Source organism: Ureibacillus chungkukjangi (assembly GCF_003217295.1).
Classification (GTDB): domain Bacteria; phylum Bacillota; class Bacilli; order Bacillales_A; family Planococcaceae; genus Ureibacillus; species Ureibacillus chungkukjangi.
Window position 1 is genome coordinate 327,315 of the sequence record NZ_QJTJ01000001.1, and the last position, 21,233, is coordinate 348,547.

At 37.6% G+C, this 21,233-nt stretch carries 18 protein-coding genes; 2 read left to right on the forward strand and 16 right to left on the reverse strand.

Annotation, left to right across the window (positions count from 1 at the left end; translation table 11 throughout):
* Positions 1–8: 8 nt before the first annotated feature.
* From BJ095_RS01545 to pepV, 5 genes are all read right to left on the reverse strand, one after another.
* Positions 9–884, reverse strand: a complete 876-nt coding sequence (locus tag BJ095_RS01545) for a YtnP family quorum-quenching lactonase (RefSeq protein ID WP_107935502.1) — start codon at positions 882–884, stop codon at positions 9–11.
* A 260-nt stretch (positions 885–1,144) separates the two neighbouring features.
* Positions 1,145–1,795: a tRNA (guanosine(46)-N7)-methyltransferase TrmB gene (gene trmB / locus BJ095_RS01550; protein WP_107935501.1), complete on the reverse strand. Its 651-nt coding sequence runs from the start codon at positions 1,793–1,795 to the stop codon at positions 1,145–1,147.
* A 210-nt stretch (positions 1,796–2,005) separates the two neighbouring features.
* Positions 2,006–3,004, reverse strand: a complete 999-nt coding sequence (locus BJ095_RS01555) for a nuclease-related domain-containing protein (RefSeq protein WP_107935500.1) — start codon at positions 3,002–3,004, stop codon at positions 2,006–2,008.
* A 200-nt stretch (positions 3,005–3,204) separates the two neighbouring features.
* A complete protein-coding gene (gene dat / locus BJ095_RS01560; protein ID WP_107935499.1) occupies positions 3,205–4,059 on the reverse strand; it encodes a D-amino-acid transaminase in 855 nt (284 codons plus the stop codon).
* Positions 4,060–4,078: 19 nt separating this feature from the next.
* Positions 4,079–5,473: a dipeptidase PepV gene (gene pepV, locus BJ095_RS01565; protein ID WP_107935498.1), complete on the reverse strand. Its 1,395-nt coding sequence runs from the start codon at positions 5,471–5,473 to the stop codon at positions 4,079–4,081.
* A 316-nt stretch (positions 5,474–5,789) separates the two neighbouring features.
* Between pepV and BJ095_RS01570 the strand changes: the two genes are divergently transcribed.
* The gene (locus tag BJ095_RS01570) at positions 5,790–6,011 is read left to right on the forward strand and encodes a DeoR family transcriptional regulator (RefSeq protein WP_107935497.1); all 222 of its coding nucleotides are present in this window, start codon (positions 5,790–5,792) and stop codon (positions 6,009–6,011) included.
* A gap of 183 nt (positions 6,012–6,194) precedes the next feature.
* Here BJ095_RS01570 and BJ095_RS01575 read toward each other — a convergent pair whose 3' ends face one another.
* Positions 6,195–6,902 carry a pseudouridine synthase gene (locus BJ095_RS01575; RefSeq protein ID WP_107935496.1) on the reverse strand — a complete coding sequence of 236 codons (708 nt, stop codon included), beginning with the start codon at positions 6,900–6,902 and terminating at the stop codon, positions 6,195–6,197.
* A 14-nt stretch (positions 6,903–6,916) separates the two neighbouring features.
* Positions 6,917–8,530 carry a putative polysaccharide biosynthesis protein gene (locus tag BJ095_RS01580; RefSeq protein ID WP_107935495.1) on the reverse strand — a complete coding sequence of 538 codons (1,614 nt, stop codon included), beginning with the start codon at positions 8,528–8,530 and terminating at the stop codon, positions 6,917–6,919.
* A gap of 293 nt (positions 8,531–8,823) precedes the next feature.
* Between BJ095_RS01580 and BJ095_RS01585 the strand changes: the two genes are divergently transcribed.
* Positions 8,824–10,080: a BaiN/RdsA family NAD(P)/FAD-dependent oxidoreductase gene (locus BJ095_RS01585; RefSeq protein WP_107935494.1), complete on the forward strand. Its 1,257-nt coding sequence runs from the start codon at positions 8,824–8,826 to the stop codon at positions 10,078–10,080.
* Positions 10,081–10,467: 387 nt separating this feature from the next.
* Here BJ095_RS01585 and BJ095_RS01590 read toward each other — a convergent pair whose 3' ends face one another.
* The 9 genes from BJ095_RS01590 to leuS form a co-directional block, all read right to left on the reverse strand.
* Positions 10,468–11,064 (reverse strand): NAD(P)-binding protein, encoded by a 597-nt coding sequence (locus tag BJ095_RS01590; RefSeq protein ID WP_181417923.1) that lies wholly within the window; start codon positions 11,062–11,064, stop codon positions 10,468–10,470.
* Between the two features lie 62 nt (positions 11,065–11,126).
* Positions 11,127–12,848, reverse strand: a complete 1,722-nt coding sequence (cysI, locus tag BJ095_RS01595) for an assimilatory sulfite reductase (NADPH) hemoprotein subunit (protein WP_107935492.1) — start codon at positions 12,846–12,848, stop codon at positions 11,127–11,129.
* 13 nt (positions 12,849–12,861) lie between these two features.
* Entirely contained in the window at positions 12,862–14,688 is a 1,827-nt protein-coding gene (locus tag BJ095_RS01600) for an assimilatory sulfite reductase (NADPH) flavoprotein subunit (protein ID WP_107935491.1), read from the reverse strand.
* A 23-nt stretch (positions 14,689–14,711) separates the two neighbouring features.
* The gene (locus BJ095_RS01605; RefSeq protein WP_107935490.1) at positions 14,712–14,858 is read right to left on the reverse strand and encodes a YezD family protein; all 147 of its coding nucleotides are present in this window, start codon (positions 14,856–14,858) and stop codon (positions 14,712–14,714) included.
* A complete protein-coding gene (locus BJ095_RS01610; protein ID WP_107935551.1) occupies positions 14,851–15,609 on the reverse strand; it encodes a sirohydrochlorin chelatase in 759 nt (252 codons plus the stop codon). Before BJ095_RS01610 ends, BJ095_RS01605 begins: the two co-directional genes overlap by 8 nt.
* Before the next feature lie 16 nt (positions 15,610–15,625).
* Positions 15,626–16,387, reverse strand: a complete 762-nt coding sequence (gene cobA / locus BJ095_RS01615; RefSeq protein WP_107935489.1) for a uroporphyrinogen-III C-methyltransferase — start codon at positions 16,385–16,387, stop codon at positions 15,626–15,628.
* A gap of 328 nt (positions 16,388–16,715) precedes the next feature.
* Positions 16,716–16,898, reverse strand: a complete 183-nt coding sequence (locus BJ095_RS01620) for a hypothetical protein (protein ID WP_107935488.1) — start codon at positions 16,896–16,898, stop codon at positions 16,716–16,718.
* Positions 16,899–16,911: 13 nt separating this feature from the next.
* The gene (locus BJ095_RS01625; protein WP_107935487.1) at positions 16,912–18,108 is read right to left on the reverse strand and encodes a class I SAM-dependent rRNA methyltransferase; all 1,197 of its coding nucleotides are present in this window, start codon (positions 18,106–18,108) and stop codon (positions 16,912–16,914) included.
* Between the two features lie 639 nt (positions 18,109–18,747).
* Positions 18,748–21,162, reverse strand: a complete 2,415-nt coding sequence (leuS, locus tag BJ095_RS01635) for a leucine--tRNA ligase (protein WP_107935485.1) — start codon at positions 21,160–21,162, stop codon at positions 18,748–18,750.
* Between the last annotated feature and the right edge of the window lie 71 nt (positions 21,163–21,233).

The window sequence follows — 21,233 nt, forward strand, 5'->3', positions numbered from 1 at the left end:
GCTTATTTTTATGAATTAGTTTGAAATTGTATTTTAGCTTCTTTTCCGCGCTTCAATGAATCCTTTACCTCTTTGCCATTTTGCTCCCATTGAATCATTCGGAAATAAGCATCATGGTAGAAGATAAATTTATATTCATTTGCAAGAGCTTCTTTTAAAATCTTTTCCTTAGCAAACACACTTGTCATCGGATAGTCATCATAGGCTAATACCCATAATGGATTTTGATGGGCATGTGTCGGCATAATATCTGCCATATGCAGTATTGTCTCATCCTGCTGTGTCAGTTTAATGATGGCATGTCCATCACTATGTCCGCCAGTATGAATCATTTCAATTCCAGGTGTTAACGTTATTTGCCCCTCAAATGTCTCAACAAGATGCTGGACTGGCTCCCAATTTTCCTTCCAGTACGTATTTCTAGAACGAATATTAGGGTTTCGCATTTCATCCCATTCGATTTGAGTTGTATAGATTTTAGCATTCGGGAATGTTGGGACTAACTCTTCCCCCTCCCAGCGTGTAAGTCCGCCGGCATGGTCAAAGTGTAGATGAGTCATCAGAATTACATCTATGTCTGAAGCACTCAGTCCTAATTCTTTTAAACTCTCAAGTATTGTTGACTCTTCTGTTACGCCAAAATTTCGTAGCTGTTTTTCCGTTAGCTTATTGAAGCCTACTCCACTATCGATTAAATAGTTTTTTCCCTCAAATTGAATTAAAATCGGCTCACAGGCTAATTCGATTTGATTTTTTTCATTTACCGGATATTTTCGTGCCCATAGTGGTTTTGGCACTACCCCAAACATTGCTCCGCCATCTAGTGAAGTGACGCCCCCATTGAGCCATGATAATGTCATATTGTGAAATTGAAGCTTATCCATCCATTTCTCCCCCTTGAATGTTAGTTCGAAAATTCAGACTTAAAACCATAGACTTACGATGATATTGTTGTATTCATCGTAAGCCTAGTTCTCATCTATAAATGTGCTGCTTTCGCCGCAAATCTCCCTTGGGATATAGTACCGATTCTGTTATTTTTACTTTTGCGATATAAATTGTGCTTCTAATCGGTAGATGTGCAGCTGTCGCAAGCTTTCGCCGCAGATTTCCTTTTAGATGTAGTGCCGAGCTTAATCTAGTTTTACTTTTGTGATATAAACTGGCTTTCTAATCTATAAATCGGCTGGCCCTTGGCTGAGAATTTCTCTTCGTACTCCGTCATAATGTTGTCCTCTGGCATATTAACATGAAGATCCAGCGAAACATATTTTAACAGCATTTTGTATTCAGACATGCTGACCAACGAGTATTCGAACAATCCGCGGTTGTCTGTTTTAAAGTGAATTTCCCCGTTATCAATTAGAATTGACTCATATAATTTCAAGAAGCCTTCATGTGTTAAACGGCGTTTTGCATGACGTGTTTTTGGCCAAGGATCTGAGAAGTTCAGGTAAACTCGGCTTACATCATTCTTAGTGAAATACTTATCTAAATCCGCCCCATTCACTTTTAACAGTCGTAAGTTTGGCGGCGTATTCGCTTCAATCACTTTCTCTAAGGCAACTACAATAACACTTGTATATAATTCAATTCCAATATAGTTGATATCGGGATTCGATAAAGCCATTCCAGTAACAAATTGCCCCTTCCCAGTTCCTACTTCAATATGAATCGGATTATCGTTACCAAAAATACGCTGCCAGTTCCCTTTATATTCTTCGGGATTTGGAATAATTACTTCCGGATGACTTGCAATATATTCTTCTGCCCACGGTTTATTTCTTAATCTCACTGCCTAATCCTCATTTCTAGTTGTTCATAACAAATACCTTTTTATTTTCAAATCTTTTGTCATTATAGCTCATTTTTCTTATGTTTTCATCGGATTGCTATATTTTATGTATAAAGTGAATTGTTCAGCTTGCTATTGAACAAATTCCTTTAATAATGAAAAACCATAGCCAGCTCCATGTTCAAGCTACAAAAGTTCTCCTCTTTTGTGTTAATCTTTCTCCTTTTCATTTTCAGCATTCCAAATATCTCGATTAAAGGAAGTCGTTTGGACAGTTTGTAGTAACACTTTTGCTGCACGCATTTGCATATGCTTCATTGGCGAAGAGTAATGCTTTAGATTTTGCATCCAATTAGGGAATTCTCTTTTATCAATAAATTGAACATTAAAGATTGTGCCAGGATAGTCGAAGTAGCCATTTCGAGAAAGAAGAATTTTACGAATTGGCATCTCTACTTCATTTTCGAGAAATATCTTGGAAATAATAGATTCCATTCGATTTAACTGGATTAATGGGTTTAATAATTTATTGCTAGTTTTACCGAACTTTTTCGTCCAAAAACGATCTCCCTCTCCAACAAAAACAGCTTGATTCTCTTGTTCAACCACTGTAATACATAAGCATTCTGTTGGTGTGAGTAGTACAATATCTAACTCAACAGGCGCTTTTTTTACTTTTATTATTGGATAGTAGAATACTAAAAAACTATCCGGAAGCCCTTGTAGAATGCTTCGAAGCAAGGTATCACGCAAAAATTTTGGATCCACATAGGACTTCTCCCGAATAGTGGAGCTTGCCCACTTAATTTGAAAATGGAAAAACTGATCCAAAAACAATTTCTTCAATTCTTCGATTGTATTTGGTTTATATACGATGTTCGGCTCAAAAAACAGAGTTGACTCTTCCTCGGGAATCTCACCCTCCTGACTTATGAGATCATTCATAATCTCAACAGCCTCTATATCATCTGTTTCCTTTGGAGAACGCTTAATTTTAAATTTATCAAAAAAAGAAAATGTTTTTTTGCTTTCCTTCTCATTTTCTTGTTGTTCCATATGCTGCCACTGAGGAAGTTCATCACCAGATACCCATTGCTCTCTTACTCGATCCCATTGAATTTTCTTTAAGCGAACAAATTGAGTAGGGTATCTCGATAAATCTATTTGATACCTCGAAATATAATCTTGAAGTTTTATTAATTGAGACAATCAAAACACTCCTTCTAGTCAATACTGTACGCATTTACATACTGCATCTCGATTGCAGACTCACTTTAAATAGTTTTACCATTTACATTTGGTTCTCTATTATTTTGAGTACATCATTACAATTTTACATGACGAAGTACAAAAAAAATAGTGGATAGATGTTATCCTACCCACTAATTATAAGACTATTTATAGTCCTTTTAAATTGTCGAACTCACAACAGGGAGCTTTGTTTCAAATTGTTTTTGTAACTTACGAGTCCACTCACCAATTTCTCTACCATTAATGGCATTTCCATCAACTTCAATAACAGGAGTAATTTCCGATGTTGTTGAAGAAACGAATAATTCATCCATTTGTAGAGCCTCGTCTTTTGTAAATGCTTCTTCTTTTACAGGAAGTCCAATATCATTTGCACATGTTAAAATTACAGTTCGAGTAATCCCTCTTAAAATAAAATTATCTGCAGGGTGGGTATATAAAACACCATCTTTAATGCCGAATACATTAGTAGAGGAACCTTCTGTAATTGTTTCCCCACGGTGTAAAATCGCTTCATAACAACCTTTTTCATGTGCTTCTTGTTTTGCAAGTACTGCACCTAACAGATTAAGTGATTTAATATCACAGCGTAACCAACGAATATCCTCTGCAAATGTAGCTTTTACACCAATTTTACAATTTTCAACAGAGCGAGCTGCTTCTTTTACATTTCCAGTTAACACCGGTAGTACGTCATCTCCAGGGAATAGGTGGTTACGTGAAGAAGCACCACGTGTTATTTGGAAGTATAAATTACCTGTTTTCAATTCGTTTGCTTCAACTAATTCATGCAATAGTTGGTGTAACTTATGTTTTGTATAAGGAATGGTAATTTTAATTTTTTCTGCACTAGCATAGAATCTGTCAATGTGCTCTGTAGCAGTAAACATCTCACCATCATATACTTTGATAACTTCATAAACACCATCACCAAATTGATAGCCTCTATCTTCCTTATCAATGGATACTAATTTGTCTTCTACAATTTTATCATTCCACAAAGCGTAGCTCATAAAACCAATCCTTTTACCTTTATTTTTTTCCTGCTAACTCTACAATCGCTTCAGCATAAATAGCTGCTGCTCTTACCAAATTATCGACTACTACAAACTCGTCAGCTTGGTGAGCAACATCTGGCTCACCCGGGAATAGCATGCCGAATGCCACACCTTTTTTCATCGTTCGTGCATAAGTGCCTCCACCAGTTGATAATGGCTTCGAGTTATCTACAGTATATTTTCGATAAACATTCAGTAATGTTTGAACAAATTCATCTTCTTCTGGAACATAGTGTGGAGCTGAATTTGATGCAACATCAAGTGCAAAGCCAAAAGCAGCTGCTTGCTGAGTTGCTTCTGTAATTTTCTCTTCAAATGGATAGCTAACTGAATAACGCATACTAACCTGAACATGGCCCCCGCGTTTTTGGTGGAATAAGACAACACCTGGATTTAATGTGGTATGACCGGACATTTCATCGTAGTAATCTAGCTTTACATTGCTTCCATAATGATCTTCATCAAACGTATTGACCATAAATGAAACAAATTCCAGACTCGCCTTCGTAGTTACTATATTTTGAAGGAATTTAGATAATAGTACAGCTGCATTTCTTCCTTTTTCAGGCTCCATTGCATGTGCTGCTTTACCCTTCATAGTTATTATATATCTACCGTCTTCATTCGTTAATGTACCTTCTGTGCTATTTTCTTGTAAAAAGGCTTTAAACGCTTCTTCGATTGAAGGTGTTACATTTTGAATAATCGCATTTGCTGTATCTGGTACCATATTTGAACGCACGCCAGCTTTAAAAGCAATAATTTGCTCATCCTCTTCTATGTTTCCTTTTTGAGAAAAGTCTAAGATTGATATACCCTTCTCAGCATTAATCAAAGGAAAATCTGCATCAGGAGCAAAGCCGATTGTTGGCATTTCTTCTTTCGTGAAATAATGATCAACACAACGGAAGCCACTTTCTTCATCTGTCCCAATAATCATTCGAACTCTTTTATCCAGTTCAATTCCAGCGTCCTTGATCATTTTCATCGCTAGATATGCAGCCATCGTTGGCCCTTTGTCATCAATTGCTCCACGGCCATATAATTTTCCATCAACAACTTCCCCTTTAAATGGAGGATGTGTCCAAGAATCACCCACAGGCACTACATCTACATGACATAAAATACCTAGTAGTTCTTCCCCTGCACCCATTTCAAGATGACCAGCATAGTTATCAATATTTTTTGCAGTAAATCCTTGCTGCTCTCCAATTGTAAGCATATACTGCAATGCCTTTAATGGACCTTCACCAAAAGGAGCATTCCCGCTTGACGTTTCAGGATCAAGTACACTTTCAATTTGGATTAACTGTTGCAATTCTGAAACTAGCTCTGCCTTTCTAGATTCAGCTAATTTTATCCAATCCATTTTTACCACCTCTTTACTTAATTACGACCATTTTACTCCTTCTAAAAGAAAGTACAAGCATATTTGTCATAAAAGTGTCTTATTGTTCGTATTATCGAATTATAAACCTATTATAAAAATTGTATTAATTAACTGAGAATTATGGAAAAATTAATAGATTGCTGATATAATGTCCTTGTCATAGTAAAATACTTGACAAAAAAATTTATAAAGGGGATGTCTAAGGCAGAAATTTAATTAGCCTGGTGCCTCTGCACTAATGTCGTCCGCTAGTCTTTGCCATGAGAATTAAGACCGAAGGAGTGGTTCATTTTTTATGAAACCAACTACTGACAGAATGCTTAATCGTATTAAAGACGTGTACATGTTTATCCTTGATAGAGGAACAGTATCTACACAGGATTTAGTCGAAGAGTTCAATATCACTCCTCGCACCATTCAAAGAGATTTGAATGTGTTAGCCTTTAATGACCTGGTAACAAGCCCAAGTCGAGGCAGATGGACAACGACGAAGAAAAAAGTTAAATTATCATCTTAGATAGAATGCAACAAATTCCGCTGTTTCACTCATGAGGAAAGTTTGCTGTAAAACACTTCTTTAGTATTTTTCACCTTAAGCTTATGCGAACTGTTGCTGACATTACGATTAGTAACATATTTTAATATAAAAAAAGAATGACCTTTCGTCGGGGTCATTCTTTTTGTTCTTTGTCAGAAGTATTTAGTTTATTAAGCTTTTTAATTCTTCTTCAGTCAACTCACGGTAATCTCCTAATTCAAGAGACTCATCCAGCACTAAGCTTCCCATCGATAACCTTTTCAGGTAAGTTACTTTCTTTCCGACAGATTCAAACATTCGCTTAACCTGATGGAACTTTCCTTCCTGAATAGTAAGCTCAATCTCCGAACGTGGGCCTGAGCTTAATATTACAAGTTCTCCAGGCTTAGTTACATATCCATCATCCAATTCCACACCTTGTTTAAACGCCTCAATATCAGACTGGGTAACTTCCCCATCAATTTTGGCGTAATAGGTTTTTGGTACATGCTTTTTTGGCGACAACAGATTATGACTCAATTGACCATCATTAGTAATCAATAACAAGCCTTCTGTATCTTTGTCCAGCCGACCAACTGGAAATGGCTTGAAATGCTGTGCTAAGGGATCTAATAAGTCTATAACTGTTTTATCAACATTGTCTTCTGTAGCTGAAATCACCCCAGGAGGCTTGTGCATCATCAGATAGATAAATTCCGTATAGTCGACCCTTTCACCAAAAACACTGACCTCCTGTACTTCAGGATCCACATGCATGGAGGAGTCTTTTACAACATCTCCATCCACGGTTACTCCCTTTTGCTTTAATAATTGTTTCACTTCTTTACGGGTCCCATAGCCCATATTTGCTAATAATTTATCTAACCGCATTTGACTAGACCCTCCTATTTAAATCCGAATTTGTTTGCTATTTTTGTAATTCGCCCACCCAATAATTTTTGAGCAAGCTTTAAACGGAATGACAGATATCCATAAACAACCATTCCAACACCTACAGAAAGCATCAAGTAAAGAGCTTCAAGCAGTTTACCAGAAGGAACTGTTATTGAATAAAGTACTTTATTCACAATTAACACGGAGATAGCCATCACTAAAGTTAAAATACATATTAAAATAATTCGTCTAAATACGAGCTTAGAACTATAATGCAATGCTTTATGAATAACGATTATATTAATGATGATTGTAACCCCATATCCTAGAGCCGTAGCTAATAGAGCTCCATCCACTTCCATTAATCTAATCAGCGGTGTATTTAATGTCAGCTTGACCAATACCCCTGTTAATAAACTAAAAATAATCCACTTTTGATAATCGATACCTTGAAGAATTGCTGCTGTTACTGAAAATAGTGCAAATAGAATAGCCAGAGGGGCATAGTGTGCCAGAACTTCTGCCCCCATCTCACTCTGTTCAAATAACACGTGGTAAATACCTGGTGCTAATATCGAAATTCCAATACTGGCCGGAATTGTGATGAATAGTAAAATTTGATAGGTTTTATCTAATGAGCTTCGAAGAATGTCAAATTCTCCAAGTGTATAATGTTTGGTAATCGATGGAATCAAGGCCATAGAAAAGCCTGTTGCCAGCATTACAGGGATAATCACAATTTTCTGCGTTGTCAAATTTAGCATCGTTAAATACGTATCAGTCACACTAGCTAACCCAATGGAAATCATTGCACTATTAAACGTTAGCATATCGACTAATTGGAATAAGGAGCTCGCCATTCCAACAAATACAAACGGGATCGAATACTTAATAATTTCGGTATATATATCTTTGTATGATAGTTCCCCAGATGAAACACTCTCTAGCTTAAGTGTGTTAAACTCCGTTTTGTATTTTTTCCAATAAAAATATAGAACGAACAATCCACCAATTGCACCTATAAAGGCTGCGAACACAGCAAATTTAATTGCCGTTTCAGGTTTTCCTCCTAATAGGACAACAACCACAAATGATCCACCAAGCAACACAATTATACGAACAATTTGTTCAACTAATTGCGAAACGGAAGTCGGCATGTAATGGCTATACCCTTGGAAAAAACCACGTATTAAACTCATCACTGGAACTGCCAACAATGCAAAACTTACCCAGCGAATTACAGAAGCAATTTGATCTACCGTATATATCTGTTCATCATCTTTAATAACAATATTCGCTATTGGATTTGCCAGCAAATTAAGGAGCACAAATGAGATAACCCCAGTTATAAACATTACTAAAATTCCAGATTTAAAGAGCTTTCTACCTGCTTCATAGTCATTGATTGCATTATACTTCGAAACAAATTTTGATACGCCAAGAGGTAATCCAGATATCGCAATAGATAACATAATATTATAAGGGATATACGCATATTGGTATAAGCCCAGAGTCTCTTCCCCACCAACGATTGAATAGAATGGGAAAAGATAAACTAACCCAAGAACCTTCGACAGAAACAAACCGACTGTTAATATCGCCGTTCCCTTCATTAATGATGACATAAAAACATCCCAATCTTTATGAAATTGTTAAAAATATGTATTAAAAAATAGGCTTTTTAGAATTACTATACTAAGTAAGCTGTATCTTTAATGTTATTATTAGAAAAATAAAAGCCGACTGAAATAGTCGACGATTTCAAACAATTATTGTTTCGAAAACGAATCTACATGTTAGTTTACATGTGAAAGTCGATTAACTCAAATAGTTTCTTCATAATTATGTATAATGTGGAGAGTAGTTAAGTCTATAGGCATTAAATAAATGAGAAACTTCTAGAAAGCGAGAAACAAAAATGATTGATGTAATTGTAATTGGCGGAGGTCCCTCCGGATTAATGGCAGCCATCGCAGCTGCAGAACAAAAGAAAAAAGTTGTATTAATAGAAAAAGGAAGCAAGCTCGGTAAAAAGCTAGCGATTTCAGGCGGTGGCAGATGTAATGTTACAAATCGTTTATCAGCTGATGAAATTATTAAGCATATACCAGGAAATGGCCGCTTCCTTTATAGCCCTTTTACCGTTTATAACAATGAAAATATAATCGAGTTTTTTGAAGGTCTTGGCGTAGCACTTAAAGAAGAAGATCACGGCCGCATGTTCCCTGTTTCCAACCGTGCTTCTGATGTTGTAGAAGCATTAGTCGGAGAATTGAAGCGTCTCCACGTAGATATCAAGCTCCACACAGCTGTTGCGAAATTATTAATGGATGACGAGAAAATTTTAGGCGTGCGCTTAGCTGATGGAACAGAACTTTTAGCCAAAGCAGTCGTTGTTGCTGTAGGTGGTAAAGCTGTACCACAAACAGGTTCTACTGGTGATGGTTATCCGTGGGCAGAACGTGCTGGGCATACTGTAACAGAGCTTTATCCTACAGAAGTGCCCGTGACATCAAAAGAGCCTTTCATTCAATCTCGTGAATTACAGGGTCTTGCTTTACGAGATGTTGCCGTTTCAGTTCTAAATAAAAAAGGAAAAGCCATCATCACACATCAAATGGACATGCTTTTTACCCATTTTGGTGTAAGTGGTCCTGCTGTTTTACGATGCAGCCAATTCATCGTTAAAGAACGCAAAAAAAATGGCGGTGCACCTGTCCAGCTTCAAATTCAGACATTAACAGATTTCAACGAAGAAACCTGCTTACAATTTTTAAACAAGCTGGGTAAAGAAGACCCGAAAAAATCAGTGAAAAATGTTTGGAAATCTGTGGCTCCAGAAAGATGGCTACTGTTTCTAATGGAACGTGCAGGTATCGACCCGTCCATTACAGTTGCTGAGCTTTCACAGGAAAAAATTCGTCAATTGGCTCGTGAGCTTGTAGGCTTTACTATGGATGTTCACGGTACACAGCCCCTTGAAAAAGCCTTTGTAACAGGCGGCGGCGTTTCCGTAAAAGAGATTGAACCTAAAACGATGGCCTCAAAAATGAAACCAGGTCTATTCTTCTGCGGTGAAATTTTAGACATTCACGGATACACAGGTGGATACAATATCACTAGTGCACTAGTAACCGGTCGCATCGCTGGCATGAGTGCAGGTTCGATGAAATAATTATATTAAGGTTACAAGAAGATAAAGGGCGACTGATGAAAGCTATTGGAAAAGCTTTGGTTAGTTGTCCTTTTTCTATTTTTTGATAAAGCTACTACTACCGTTAGGTGTTTGGGTGTTTGGGTGTTTTCGAGTTGAGAGATGCTTGTCTCTTTTACCGGTTACGCCTTTTCGATGCTTTCGGGGCACTGAGAACGTCCCTCTTTTACCGATTACTACGCTTCTCCTCTTTTTGGGGCACTGACACCGATTCTCTTTTACCGATCACTATGCTTCTCCTCTTTTCGGGGCACTGACATCGATTCTCTCTTACCGATTACAACACTTCTCTGCTTTTCGGGGCACTGACACTCTACTATACCCTCGCCATCTGCTCCAGCTAAACTCTTATATATTAGAAAGAAAACGCTCCCGTTCCTCTACATCTTTCCGAAGCTTCTCCTGCAATAACTCCTGCAAAAGTTCATATTTTCTGCCTTCATCATTAATCAACAGCTTTATTTTCTCTCTAGCTGTCAATAAAAAATTCAAATATTCTTCGTAGCTCTCGTCAAAAAACATATTTAAATCCTGCTTTATTTGTTTGGCTAAAAGAGGGCTCGCACCTTCCGTTGATATCGCAATCTTTAGCTTTCCTCGTTCCAAATAAGCCATATTATAAAAATTACTATCATTAGGAGAGTCCACGACATTCACAAGCTGATTTCCATCACAACTCTCTTTAACTAGAGCATTAACTCTACGATTATTTGTCGCAACAATTACAAGAAAGACATGCTTTGTATCACTAGTTTTAAATTCTCTCTCAACCCATTCAACGTCTCCATTTACAACATATGTATAAAGTGTTTGAGTAAGAGTAGGACTTACCACAACGATTTTCGCACCTTGTCCGAGCAGCATCTTCGCTTTTTTAGATGCCACTTCTCCCCCACCTACAATTAGCACTCGTTTATTCTCTAGATCCAGCATTACAGGATACATCCGTTTCCCTCCTAACATACAAATAAAGGCTGTACGTAAAATACAGCCTTTAATATAAACTATTAAGCTTGATTATGGAACTGGCGACCATCTGTAACTGCTTTAACGTAGCCGGCACGGATGACGAAATCACCAAAGTATTCGTTATCTAAGCGTTCTTTTGCATAGTGTTCGATAATTGGACGAAGGGTAGATAGGATTTCTTCTTCCCCAATGTTTTCTTTATAAATTTTATTTAAACGAGAACCTGTATGACTTGCTCCTAGATAGAAGTTATATTTCCCTGGACCTTTCCCGATAAATCCAATCTCACCCATCGCAGCACGTGAGCAGCCATTTGGACAGCCTGACATACGAATTGTAATATCTTGATCACGTAAGCCATTGTCATCTAGAATTCCATCAATCTTCTCAATTAATGAAGGTAGATAACGTTCTGCCTCAGCCATAGCTAGACCACATGTTGGCAGCGCTACACAAGCAATTGAATTGCGACGTAATGCTGAATAGTTGTCGCTTTCAGTTAATTGATATTTCTCAATAATTTCATTGATCGCTTTTTTAGCTCTAGAACTAACATTTGCAATCACCACATTTTGATTTCCAGTAAATCGGAACTCACCTTTATGAATTTCGGCAATTTCACGTAATGCTGTTTTTAATGGGTAATTGTCAAAATCCTTCACACGGCCGTTTTGAATAAATAAAGTGAAATGGTTTTTACCATCTTCACCCTTTATCCAGCCGTAACGATCCCCAGTATGCTCAAAGCTAAATGGTTTAGCATCTTCAAACTGGTAACCTAGGCGAGATTCGATTTCTGCTTTAACAGTATCTAAGCCTAGACGATCGACTGTATATTTAAAACGTGCATATTTACGTACAGAACGATCCCCATAATCACGTTGTACTGTCATGATTTTTTCACACACATCAACGATTTTATCCTTCGAAACGTAGCCAATTAAACGGCTAAGCTGTGGATATGTTGCTGTATCGCCATGAGTCATTCCCATGCCGCCACCAATGGCAACATTGAAGCCCACTAGCTCATTACCTTCTAAAACAGCAATTAGCCCGATATCCTGCGAGAATACATCAACGTCATTTGCTGGTGGGATAGCTATACCGATTTTAAATTTACGCGGCAAGTAAAGTGAGCCATAAATCGGTTCTTGTTCTTCCTGTGTATCCACTACTTTTTCTTTATCTAACCAAATCTCATAATACGCATTTGTTCGAGGCAGTAAATGCTCACTAATTTTAGAAGACCATTCAAAAATCTCTTGATGCAATTCAGATTGGAAGGGGTTAGCATTACACATTACATTTCGGTTTACGTCTCCACAGGCTGCAATCGTATCAAATAAAACACTATTTAATTCTTGCATATGTTTCTTCATATTCCACTTTAAAATACCGTGGAATTGAATTGTTTGACGCGTTGTGATTTTAAAGGACTGATTCCCATACTTTTCAGCTAGTTCATCCATTTTCAGCCATTGCTCTGCTGTTGCGACACCACCTGGCATACGTACGCGCACCATGAACTGATAAGCAGGCTCTAATTTCTTTTGTTCACGCTCTAAACGCACATCTCGATCGTCTTGTAAATAGCTTCCATGGAACTTCATAAGACGGTTATCCCAATCAGAGATACCAGAGCTTAGTTCTTCTTCCATAGATTCAACAAGAGAGCCACGCAAGTAATTACTTTCTGCTTTTATTTCCTCAACATCACTAGGTTTACCTTCTTGAGGTGGTAATACAATTTTTTTTACCATTCGTACTTCCCCCTTAATATACATCTCGTTGATAGCGTTTTTGTTTGCGTAAATCATCAAGATATTCTTTTGCTTGTTCTTCAGTTTTGTTTCCTTGCTCTGCAATAATATGTAGCAAAGTATTGTGAACGTCCGCTGCCATATGATTCTTATCTCCACATACGTAGAAAGTAGCTCCCTGCTCTAACCATTGGAATAGCTCAGCGGCATGCTTTTGCATTTTATGTTGTACATACACTTTTTCTTCTTTGTCACGTGAGAAGGCTACATCTAGCTTTGTTAGGACACCAGACTTCAGCCAGCCCTGCCACTCAGTTTGATATAAAAAGTCTGTTACAAAATGCTGATCTCCGAAGAATAACCAGCTCTTCCCTTCAGCTCCGCGCTCTTCACGCTCCTGTATAAAGGAACGGAATGGTGCTACACCAGTACCTGGACCAACCATAATAATTGGCGCGTCATCTGCCGGCAATTTGAAATTCGGATTTTTTTGAACATAAACTCTTACACTGTCTCCAATTTCTAAGTTGTCTGCAACGTCTGTTGAACAAACACCAAGTCGTTCACGACCATCCACTTCGTAACGTACAGCTCCAATTGTGACATGGACTTCCTCTGGATATGCAGCTAGACTACTAGAAATTGAATATTGTCTTGCAGGCAGTTTTCTTAAGACATTAACAAAGCTTTGTTCATTCCAGCTAAAAGGAGCGAATTTTTCGACAACGTCAACTAAATCTCGGCCATGAGTATAGGCTTTAAATGAATCTCGATCTGCCAGTAAAGCATGGAATTCCTCATTTAATGTGAATTCACCAATTTTTTGCATGACAGGTTTAGAAAGTACTGTAATTTCAAGTAAATTTGTCAAAGCATCTTTCAATGTAACCTCTTTATCCTCAACATTTACTGATTTCTCAGCGTCAAAGCCTAGTGTAGAAATTAATGTGTTAACCAGACCTTTATTATTCGTTGGGTAAATTGCTAAACTATCACCTGGCTCAAATGTAATTCCTGAATTCTCAAGAGACAATTCTAAATGGATTGTTTCTTTATTTGAACCAACAGCATTTAAGTTAATCTTTTCTAAAATTTCAGCGTTGAATGGATTTTTACGTGTATATTCAACAGATGCTTCTAGAACTGTAGGCGCACTTTCTTGTATTGTTTGCTGACTAACCTCGCCATCCTGGAGCTTCTCTTTGACAGACTCAAACCATTTCGCAGCTGGTTCGTCATAGTCAAGATCGCAGTCAACACGGTTTACTAATCTCTGTGCACCAAGCTTTTCTAATTGCTCGTCAAAATCAATACCTGTTTTACAGAAGAACTCATAGGAGCTATCTCCTAAAGAAAGTACTGCAAATTTAACATGATCTAATTTTGGAGCGCGTTTTCCATATAGATAGCTATGGAATGAAATTGCATTATCTGGTGGCTCGCCCTCGCCATGCGTACTGGCAATGACAAGTAAATGGTCTAATTTCTTCAGAGCATTTGTTTTGAAGTCACTCATAGAAGAAACATTTACTTCAAAGCCTGCTTTCTTCAGCTGCTCACCATACTTTTTAGCTAGCCCACCTGCGTTTCCTGTTTGGGAAGCATATAAAATTGTAATATGCTTTGAAGGAGCTTTTTCTACTGGAGTTGGCAGCACCACAACATTCGATGGCTGCTCATTTCCAGCTGGTGCATTTGCAGCTAGTGGTTCTACTAAAGCAGTTGCACTTAAGTAACCCGTTAACCAAATTTTTTGGTTTTGTGTTAATGTTGCGAAAACTTCATTTAGTTGCTGAACTTGTTGCTCGTTAAAAGGGCTATTCGTTACGTCTAACTTCACTTTTTCCACACCTCTTCGTCAAATTATTTCAATCGAATTTTTTCATTTTTTTCGATTTGCACGATGATGTTATCCTGAACAATTAAAGTAATTGAGCCATATTTCATCGTGCTCATCATCTTTTTAAGGTTTTCTACTGCCTGCTCAAAGTTTTCTTGTTTTTTATCCATTTAGAACACTCTCCCTATACGAATATAACGTCTCTTTTACTCGCTCGATTAGCACCTGACGTACGTTTTCGTCATATCCAAGACAGTCGCAAAGTACTACTTCATCGTCTGAAAAACCAAGCTCAGCCATCTTCTTTTGAATACCAATTTTTAAAAGACCGGTAAACAAAATATATGGCACTACATATACCGGCTTTTCGCGATTGGTTTGTAATTGCTCTAATGCATTTTCAAATGAAGGACCTTTTCCGTATAAGTAACAAATATCGACCAATGCATAGTTATATTTTCGTTTTAGGTTATTTGCAATTTGTTGAAAATCGATTTGAACTCTTTCATCGCTGCTTCCTCGTCCAATTAATAAAACTTCAATTTCTTCATTTTGCTTTGTGCTCTTCTGGTGCACTCTTTCTTGTAAACTATCAATCAATTTTTCATTAATGCCAAAGGGTTTACCAAATGTGAATGTAACACTTGGATACATTTCCTTAGCTTTATTAATTTCTAGGGGAATATCTTGTTTGGCATGGTTTGCAGTTAATAAAAGAATAGGAATAATAGCAATTTCTGTTGCACCCTTTGCAACACATGCAGACACTCCTTCTACAATAGAAGGATCCGCTAACTCAAGGAAGCAAATTTCTTGAATCGCTACATTAATTTGAGGCTTTACTGTTTCAATGAATTGTCTCGCTTCTTCTACACCAGCTTTTACACGGCTACCATGTGCAACATAAAGTACTGCTTTCAAACTTTTCCCCTTCTTTCTAAACTGGAATTCCTTGTTTTTTTTCTTTAAACCACGCAATTTTTTCTCTCATTCTAACAACTTCACCAACAAGAATCATACTTGGATTTTGGATCTCCTCATTTTTTGCTATGTCTACAATTGTTTCTAATGTACCTGTAATTGTTTTCTGGTGTTCTGTTGTTCCCCAATGGATAAGGGCGACAGGCGTTTTTGGACTACGATTATATTTCATTAGCTGCTCTGTTATGTATGGCAGATTGCCTACCCCCATGTAAATGGCAAGCGTATCAACTGATTCAGCTAAACCCTTCCAGTTAATCGTATCATCTTTTCCTTCTCTCATATGCCCTGTCACAAGTGCAAAGCTAGATCCTAAATCACGATGAGTAACAGGAATTCCTGCATATGCAGGGGCTGCTACACCTGAGGTAATCCCTGGAACGATTTCAAAAGGAATGCCAGCTTCAACTAATACCTCTGCTTCTTCTGCCCCACGACCAAATACAAAGGGATCTCCACCTTTTAAACGTGTTACTACCTTTCCCTCACCTGCATGCTCGACTAGGAGTCTATGGATTCGATCTTGAATGACACCATGTAAGTTTGGTAATTTACCAACAAAAATAAGCTCCGCGTTCGGCTTTGCAAATTCTAATAGTTCCTTATTTACCAGGCGGTCATAAAGAATTACATCAGCTTGCTGGATACACTTTAACCCTTTGACTGTAATAAGATCTACACTCCCTGGTCCTGCTCCAACTATATATACTTTCCCCATTATGAACCCCCTACGTAGCACAAAATAATACTTTAATATAAACATAACAATTCTTATTGGTCAACTATGTTTTTAAAAAATATGATTTTTCTGTCTATTAAAAATAATTTTTATGACCCTAAAACTTTGGTCGACAAATTACCTCGATTTAAAGTGTTTTTAGGGCCTCTAGTTTTCTAGTCAGCTTATTTAATTCATAGTAAACTTATATACATAATAAAATTAATGGATTTAAGTGTCAACAACACTTTCTAAAAATTTCAATTAATCGCGATATCCTTTGCTCCATTAAAAAAATGCTTGGAGATTAAGCCTCCAAGCATTTTGATTATCGATCTAGTTCTTGATAGCGTACCTGAAAGCGTCCACCATCAGATACTGCTGAATGATAAAGTGCCTTTAGAGCTAAATTCTTTTCTAGACCCATTTCACTTTTAATACGCTTAAGTTCGTCATGAAGCTCACGTTCTTCATTTACTAATTTAAGCATTGTAGATTTCGAATATTTCATAGTAACTCATTCCTTATTTAAGTAATTGAATAATACATACCTTTAAATAATTAAATTCTGGATAATCCTCTAATATCACAAAATCCTCTGGAAGCTGATGTTGTTCTAGGATTTTATATCGCTGATTTTTTTCTTTAAAAGCTTTATCGATAAAAGTTTTAAATTTCTTCATATTAAAGCTCGCATTATTTGTTGAAGCAACGATAATCCCCTTAGCAGCTGTAATTTCTAACGCTTCCCCAATTAGCTTCGGATAATCCTTTGAAGTACTAAATGTCATTTTTTTCGTACGGGCAAAGCTAGGTGGATCAAGGACAACCACATCAAATTTTAATTGATGTCTAGCAGCATAGGAAAAGTAATCAAATACATTCATAACCTTAATTTGCTGTTGCTCATAATCAATTCCATTTACACTAAATTGCTCAATAGTCATTGGCAAGCTTCTTTTAGCAAGGTCAACACTTGTCGTTTCATAAGCGCCGCCTAATGCTGCAGCAACGGAGAAGGCTCCAGTATATGAAAAAGTATTTAAAACAGTTTTCCCTTCAGAAAATCGTTCACGAAGGGCTAGTCGAACATCTCTTTGGTCAAGAAAAATACCAGTCATCGCCCCATCGTTAAGATTGACAGCAAAATTCATGCCGTTCTCTTTTATAATAATAGGAAATTCTCCAACTTCCCCTTCAACATAATCATCCTGATCTACATATTGACCATTGGTATCAAAACGTTTTTTCTCATAAATACCACGAAGCTCTGCAGTTTCTTTTAGTGCAGCAAAAATAGTTTCACGGAATGAATAAATCCCCTGGCTATAGAAGCTGATCAAATAAAAACCATCATAATAATCGATTGTTAGTCCACCGATTCCGTCCCCTTCGCCATTAAATACACGAAAGGCTGTAGTATCTTCTATATTGTAGAATGAATCTCGCTTTATAAATGCTTGCTGGAACTTCACTTTAAAAAAGGCTTCGTCGATTTCCTCTGTTTGGTTATTTGTAAGAACCCAGCCTATACCTTTATTTTGTTTTCCGTAATAACCCGTTGCGATATATTTTCCATTAGGGCGAACAATTTTTAAAAGCGTTCCTTCCTCTAATGCTTCATCAATTGTTTCTGCTGCCTCTTTTAAAATAAGAGGATATCCATTTGAAACCTCTGCTACAAAATTCGGTTTTAGTTTTAATTCAACTAACTGATTCATCTAGTCATCCTAACTATATATAGTTTCACTTTATCTCTTTTTAAAATTTCTCTAAGAAAGTCTTCAAGTCTGTTTATTATGACATTGTTTCAGCAAAAAAGCGATTAAGTTCGTGAAACAGCAGGTATTTTAATTATGAAACAAACGGACTTGGAAACTCTTGTGTCCACTTTGTGATTTTTATGGGTTTCAAATTTAGTGCTCGTTTCGCCGTTATAGCTGTTTTTGACTTTTCTTGGGCACTGAGAATTTTGGTCACTGCCCAGTTACGACTTATTTTAGTTGTTTGGGGAACTGATGGCTGTTCTCTCTTCCCCATAACCGCTCTATCCTGCTGTTCGGGGCACTGAGTCCCGCTCTCTCTTCCCTATAACTGCTCCATCCTGCTGTTCGGGGCACTGAGTCTCGCTCTCTCTTCCCCATAACCGCTCTATCCTGCTGTTTGGGGAACTGATGGCTGTTCTCTCTTCCCCATAACCGCTCTATCCTGCTGTTTGGGGAACTGATGGCTGTTCTCTCTTCCCCATAACCGCTCTATCCTGCTGAATCAGTCACTGAGACTCTTACTTACTCATTCGCTTTCCCCAAAAGAAAAAACAGAATGCAATCTCCGAAATCGGACTACATTCTGCTTTAATTTTATTTTACTACGATATTCACTAGTTTACCTGGGACTGCAATGACTTTAACGATTTGCTTGCCTTCAGTAAATTCTAGAACCTTTTCATCAGCTTTAGCTACTTCTTCAAGCTGCTCTTTTGTTACATCTTTTGCTACTTTTACTTTCGCACGTAATTTACCGTTTACTTGTACGACTACCTCTACTTCATCATCTACAAGCTTCGACTCATCAAATGCTGGCCACTCTTCATAAGTTAATGTGCCTGAGTGTCCAAGAATTGCCCAAAGCTCTTCGGCAACATGAGGTGCGATTGGAGCTAATAGTTTCACGAAGCCTTCTGCATACTCAGTCGGGAAAACGTCAGCTTTATAGCAATCATTAATAAATACCATCATTTGTGAAATGGCTGTATTGAAACGCAGATTTTCGTAATCATCTGTCACCTTTTTCACTGTTTGGTGATATGATTTTTCAAGTGCTGTATCTGAGCTTGGTTGTACTTTTTCAGATAGAGTACCCTCTTCAGTTGTATATAGACGCCAGATGCGGTCTAAGAAACGACGTGCACCATCTAAACCATTTGTAGACCATGCAACTGATGCATCTAATGGCCCCATGAACATTTCATATAAACGAAGTGTATCAGCACCATGCGAACTTACGATATCATCAGGATTTACAACATTTCCTTTTGATTTAGACATTTTTTCGTTACCTTCACCTAAAATCATTCCTTGGTTGAACAATTTTTGGAATGGCTCTTTTGTAGGAACAACACCTAAATCATAAAGGACTTTGTGCCAGAAACGAGCGTACAGTAAGTGAAGTACGGCATGCTCTGCACCACCAATATAAATATCAACTGGTAACCAGCGCTTTAATAGCTCGGCATCGGCAAGTGCCTCATTATTATTTGGATCGATATATCTTAAGAAGTACCAGCTTGAGCCTGCCCATTGCGGCATTGTATTTGTTTCACGACGACCTTTTTTCCCTGTAACTGGATCTACAACATTCACCCATTCTTCAATATTAGCTAATGGAGACTCACCAGTACCTGAAGGACGAATATTTGTTGTCTTCGGTAATTCTAATGGTAATTCCTCTACAGGAATTGTTGTCATTGTGCCATCTTCCCAATGAATTACTGGAATTGGCTCACCCCAATAACGTTGACGAGAGAATAACCAGTCACGTAAACGATAAGTAATTTTCTTTTCGCCCACACTATTCGTTTCAAGCCATTTGATGGCATTAGCAATACCATCTGCTTTGTTTAAACCATTTAAGAAATCAGAGTTGATATGTGCACCATCTCCAGTGAAGGCTTCATTTTCAATGTCTCCACCTTCAAGAACTGGAATGATTTCTAAACCGAACTCTTTAGCAAACTCATAGTCACGTTCGTCATGAGCAGGAACAGCCATAATCGCACCAGTACCATAAGTTGCTAATACATAGTCAGCAATCCAAATTGGAATTTCTTTTCCGTTAATTGGATTAATAGCAAATGCTCCTGTAAAAACGCCTGTTTTTTCTTTTGCTAAATCTGTACGTTCTAGGTCAGATTTCATTTTTACTTTTTCTAAGTAGGCTTCTACTGCTTCACGTTGTTCGGCAGTTGTAATTTCATCGACTAATTTATGTTCGGGAGCTAACACGCAGTATGTTGCACCAAATAATGTATCTGGACGAGTTGTGAATACTTCAAATTGGTCTTCTGTACCAGCAACAGTAAATTTCACTTGTGCCCCTTCAGAACGACCAATCCAGTTGCGTTGCATGTCTTTAATCGATTCTGGCCAGTCAACTTCTTCTAAATCATCTAGTAGGCGATCAGCATACTTCGTAATACGCAGTACCCACTGACGCATTGGTCGACGTTCAACAGGGTGCCCACCACGCTCAGATTTTCCATCAATTACTTCTTCATTTGCAAGTACTGTACCTAATGCTTCACACCAGTTTACAGGAATTTCGTCTACATAAGCTAAGTCCATTTCAACAAGCTTTGTAAAAATCCACTGAGTCCACTTATAATAGCTAGGATCTGTCGTATTGATTTCACGATCCCAATCATAAGAGAAACCTAATTCTTGAATTTGACGCTTGAATGTCGCAATGTTTTTTGCTGTAAATTCAGCAGGATCGTTTCCAGTATCTAAAGCGTATTGCTCTGCTGGAAGACCAAATGCATCCCAACCTATTGGATGCAATACATCATACCCTTGCATACGTTTAAAACGCGATAAAATATCTGTCGCTGTGTAACCTTCTGGGTGACCAACGTGTAAGCCCGCTCCTGATGGATACGGGAACATATCCAATGCATAGAACTTTGGCTTTGATGAATCGTCTAACGTTTTAAACGATTTGTTTTCTAGCCAGAATTGCTGCCATTTTTTTTCGATTTGCTGATGATTAAAACTCATGTACTTACTCCTCCTTAATATTGAATGGGCACTCTGTGTCGACATGAAGGAATGGATTATAAATTACACCT

Coding starts and splice junctions, on each gene's coding strand:
- BJ095_RS01575 (WP_107935496.1), bottom strand. CDS start 6,902: ATGCGGTTAGATAAATTATTAGCAAATATGGGCTATGGGACCCGTAAA.
- BJ095_RS01620 (WP_107935488.1), bottom strand. CDS start 16,898: ATGAAATATTCGAAATCTACAATGCTTAAATTAGTAAATGAAGAACGT.
- cobA (WP_107935489.1), bottom strand. CDS start 16,387: ATGGGGAAAGTATATATAGTTGGAGCAGGACCAGGGAGTGTAGATCTT.
- BJ095_RS01580 (WP_107935495.1), bottom strand. CDS start 8,530: ATGTCATCATTAATGAAGGGAACGGCGATATTAACAGTCGGTTTGTTT.
- BJ095_RS01570 (WP_107935497.1), top strand. CDS start 5,790: ATGAAACCAACTACTGACAGAATGCTTAATCGTATTAAAGACGTGTAC.
- BJ095_RS01605 (WP_107935490.1), bottom strand. CDS start 14,858: ATGGATAAAAAACAAGAAAACTTTGAGCAGGCAGTAGAAAACCTTAAA.
- cysI (WP_107935492.1), bottom strand. CDS start 12,848: ATGGTAAAAAAAATTGTATTACCACCTCAAGAAGGTAAACCTAGTGAT.
- BJ095_RS01625 (WP_107935487.1), bottom strand. CDS start 18,108: ATGAATCAGTTAGTTGAATTAAAACTAAAACCGAATTTTGTAGCAGAG.
- BJ095_RS01585 (WP_107935494.1), top strand. CDS start 8,824: ATGATTGATGTAATTGTAATTGGCGGAGGTCCCTCCGGATTAATGGCA.
- pepV (WP_107935498.1), bottom strand. CDS start 5,473: ATGGATTGGATAAAATTAGCTGAATCTAGAAAGGCAGAGCTAGTTTCA.
- BJ095_RS01590 (WP_181417923.1), bottom strand. CDS start 11,064: ATGTATCCTGTAATGCTGGATCTAGAGAATAAACGAGTGCTAATTGTA.
- BJ095_RS01545 (WP_107935502.1), bottom strand. CDS start 884: ATGGATAAGCTTCAATTTCACAATATGACATTATCATGGCTCAATGGG.
- leuS (WP_107935485.1), bottom strand. CDS start 21,162: ATGAGTTTTAATCATCAGCAAATCGAAAAAAAATGGCAGCAATTCTGG.
- dat (WP_107935499.1), bottom strand. CDS start 4,059: ATGAGCTACGCTTTGTGGAATGATAAAATTGTAGAAGACAAATTAGTA.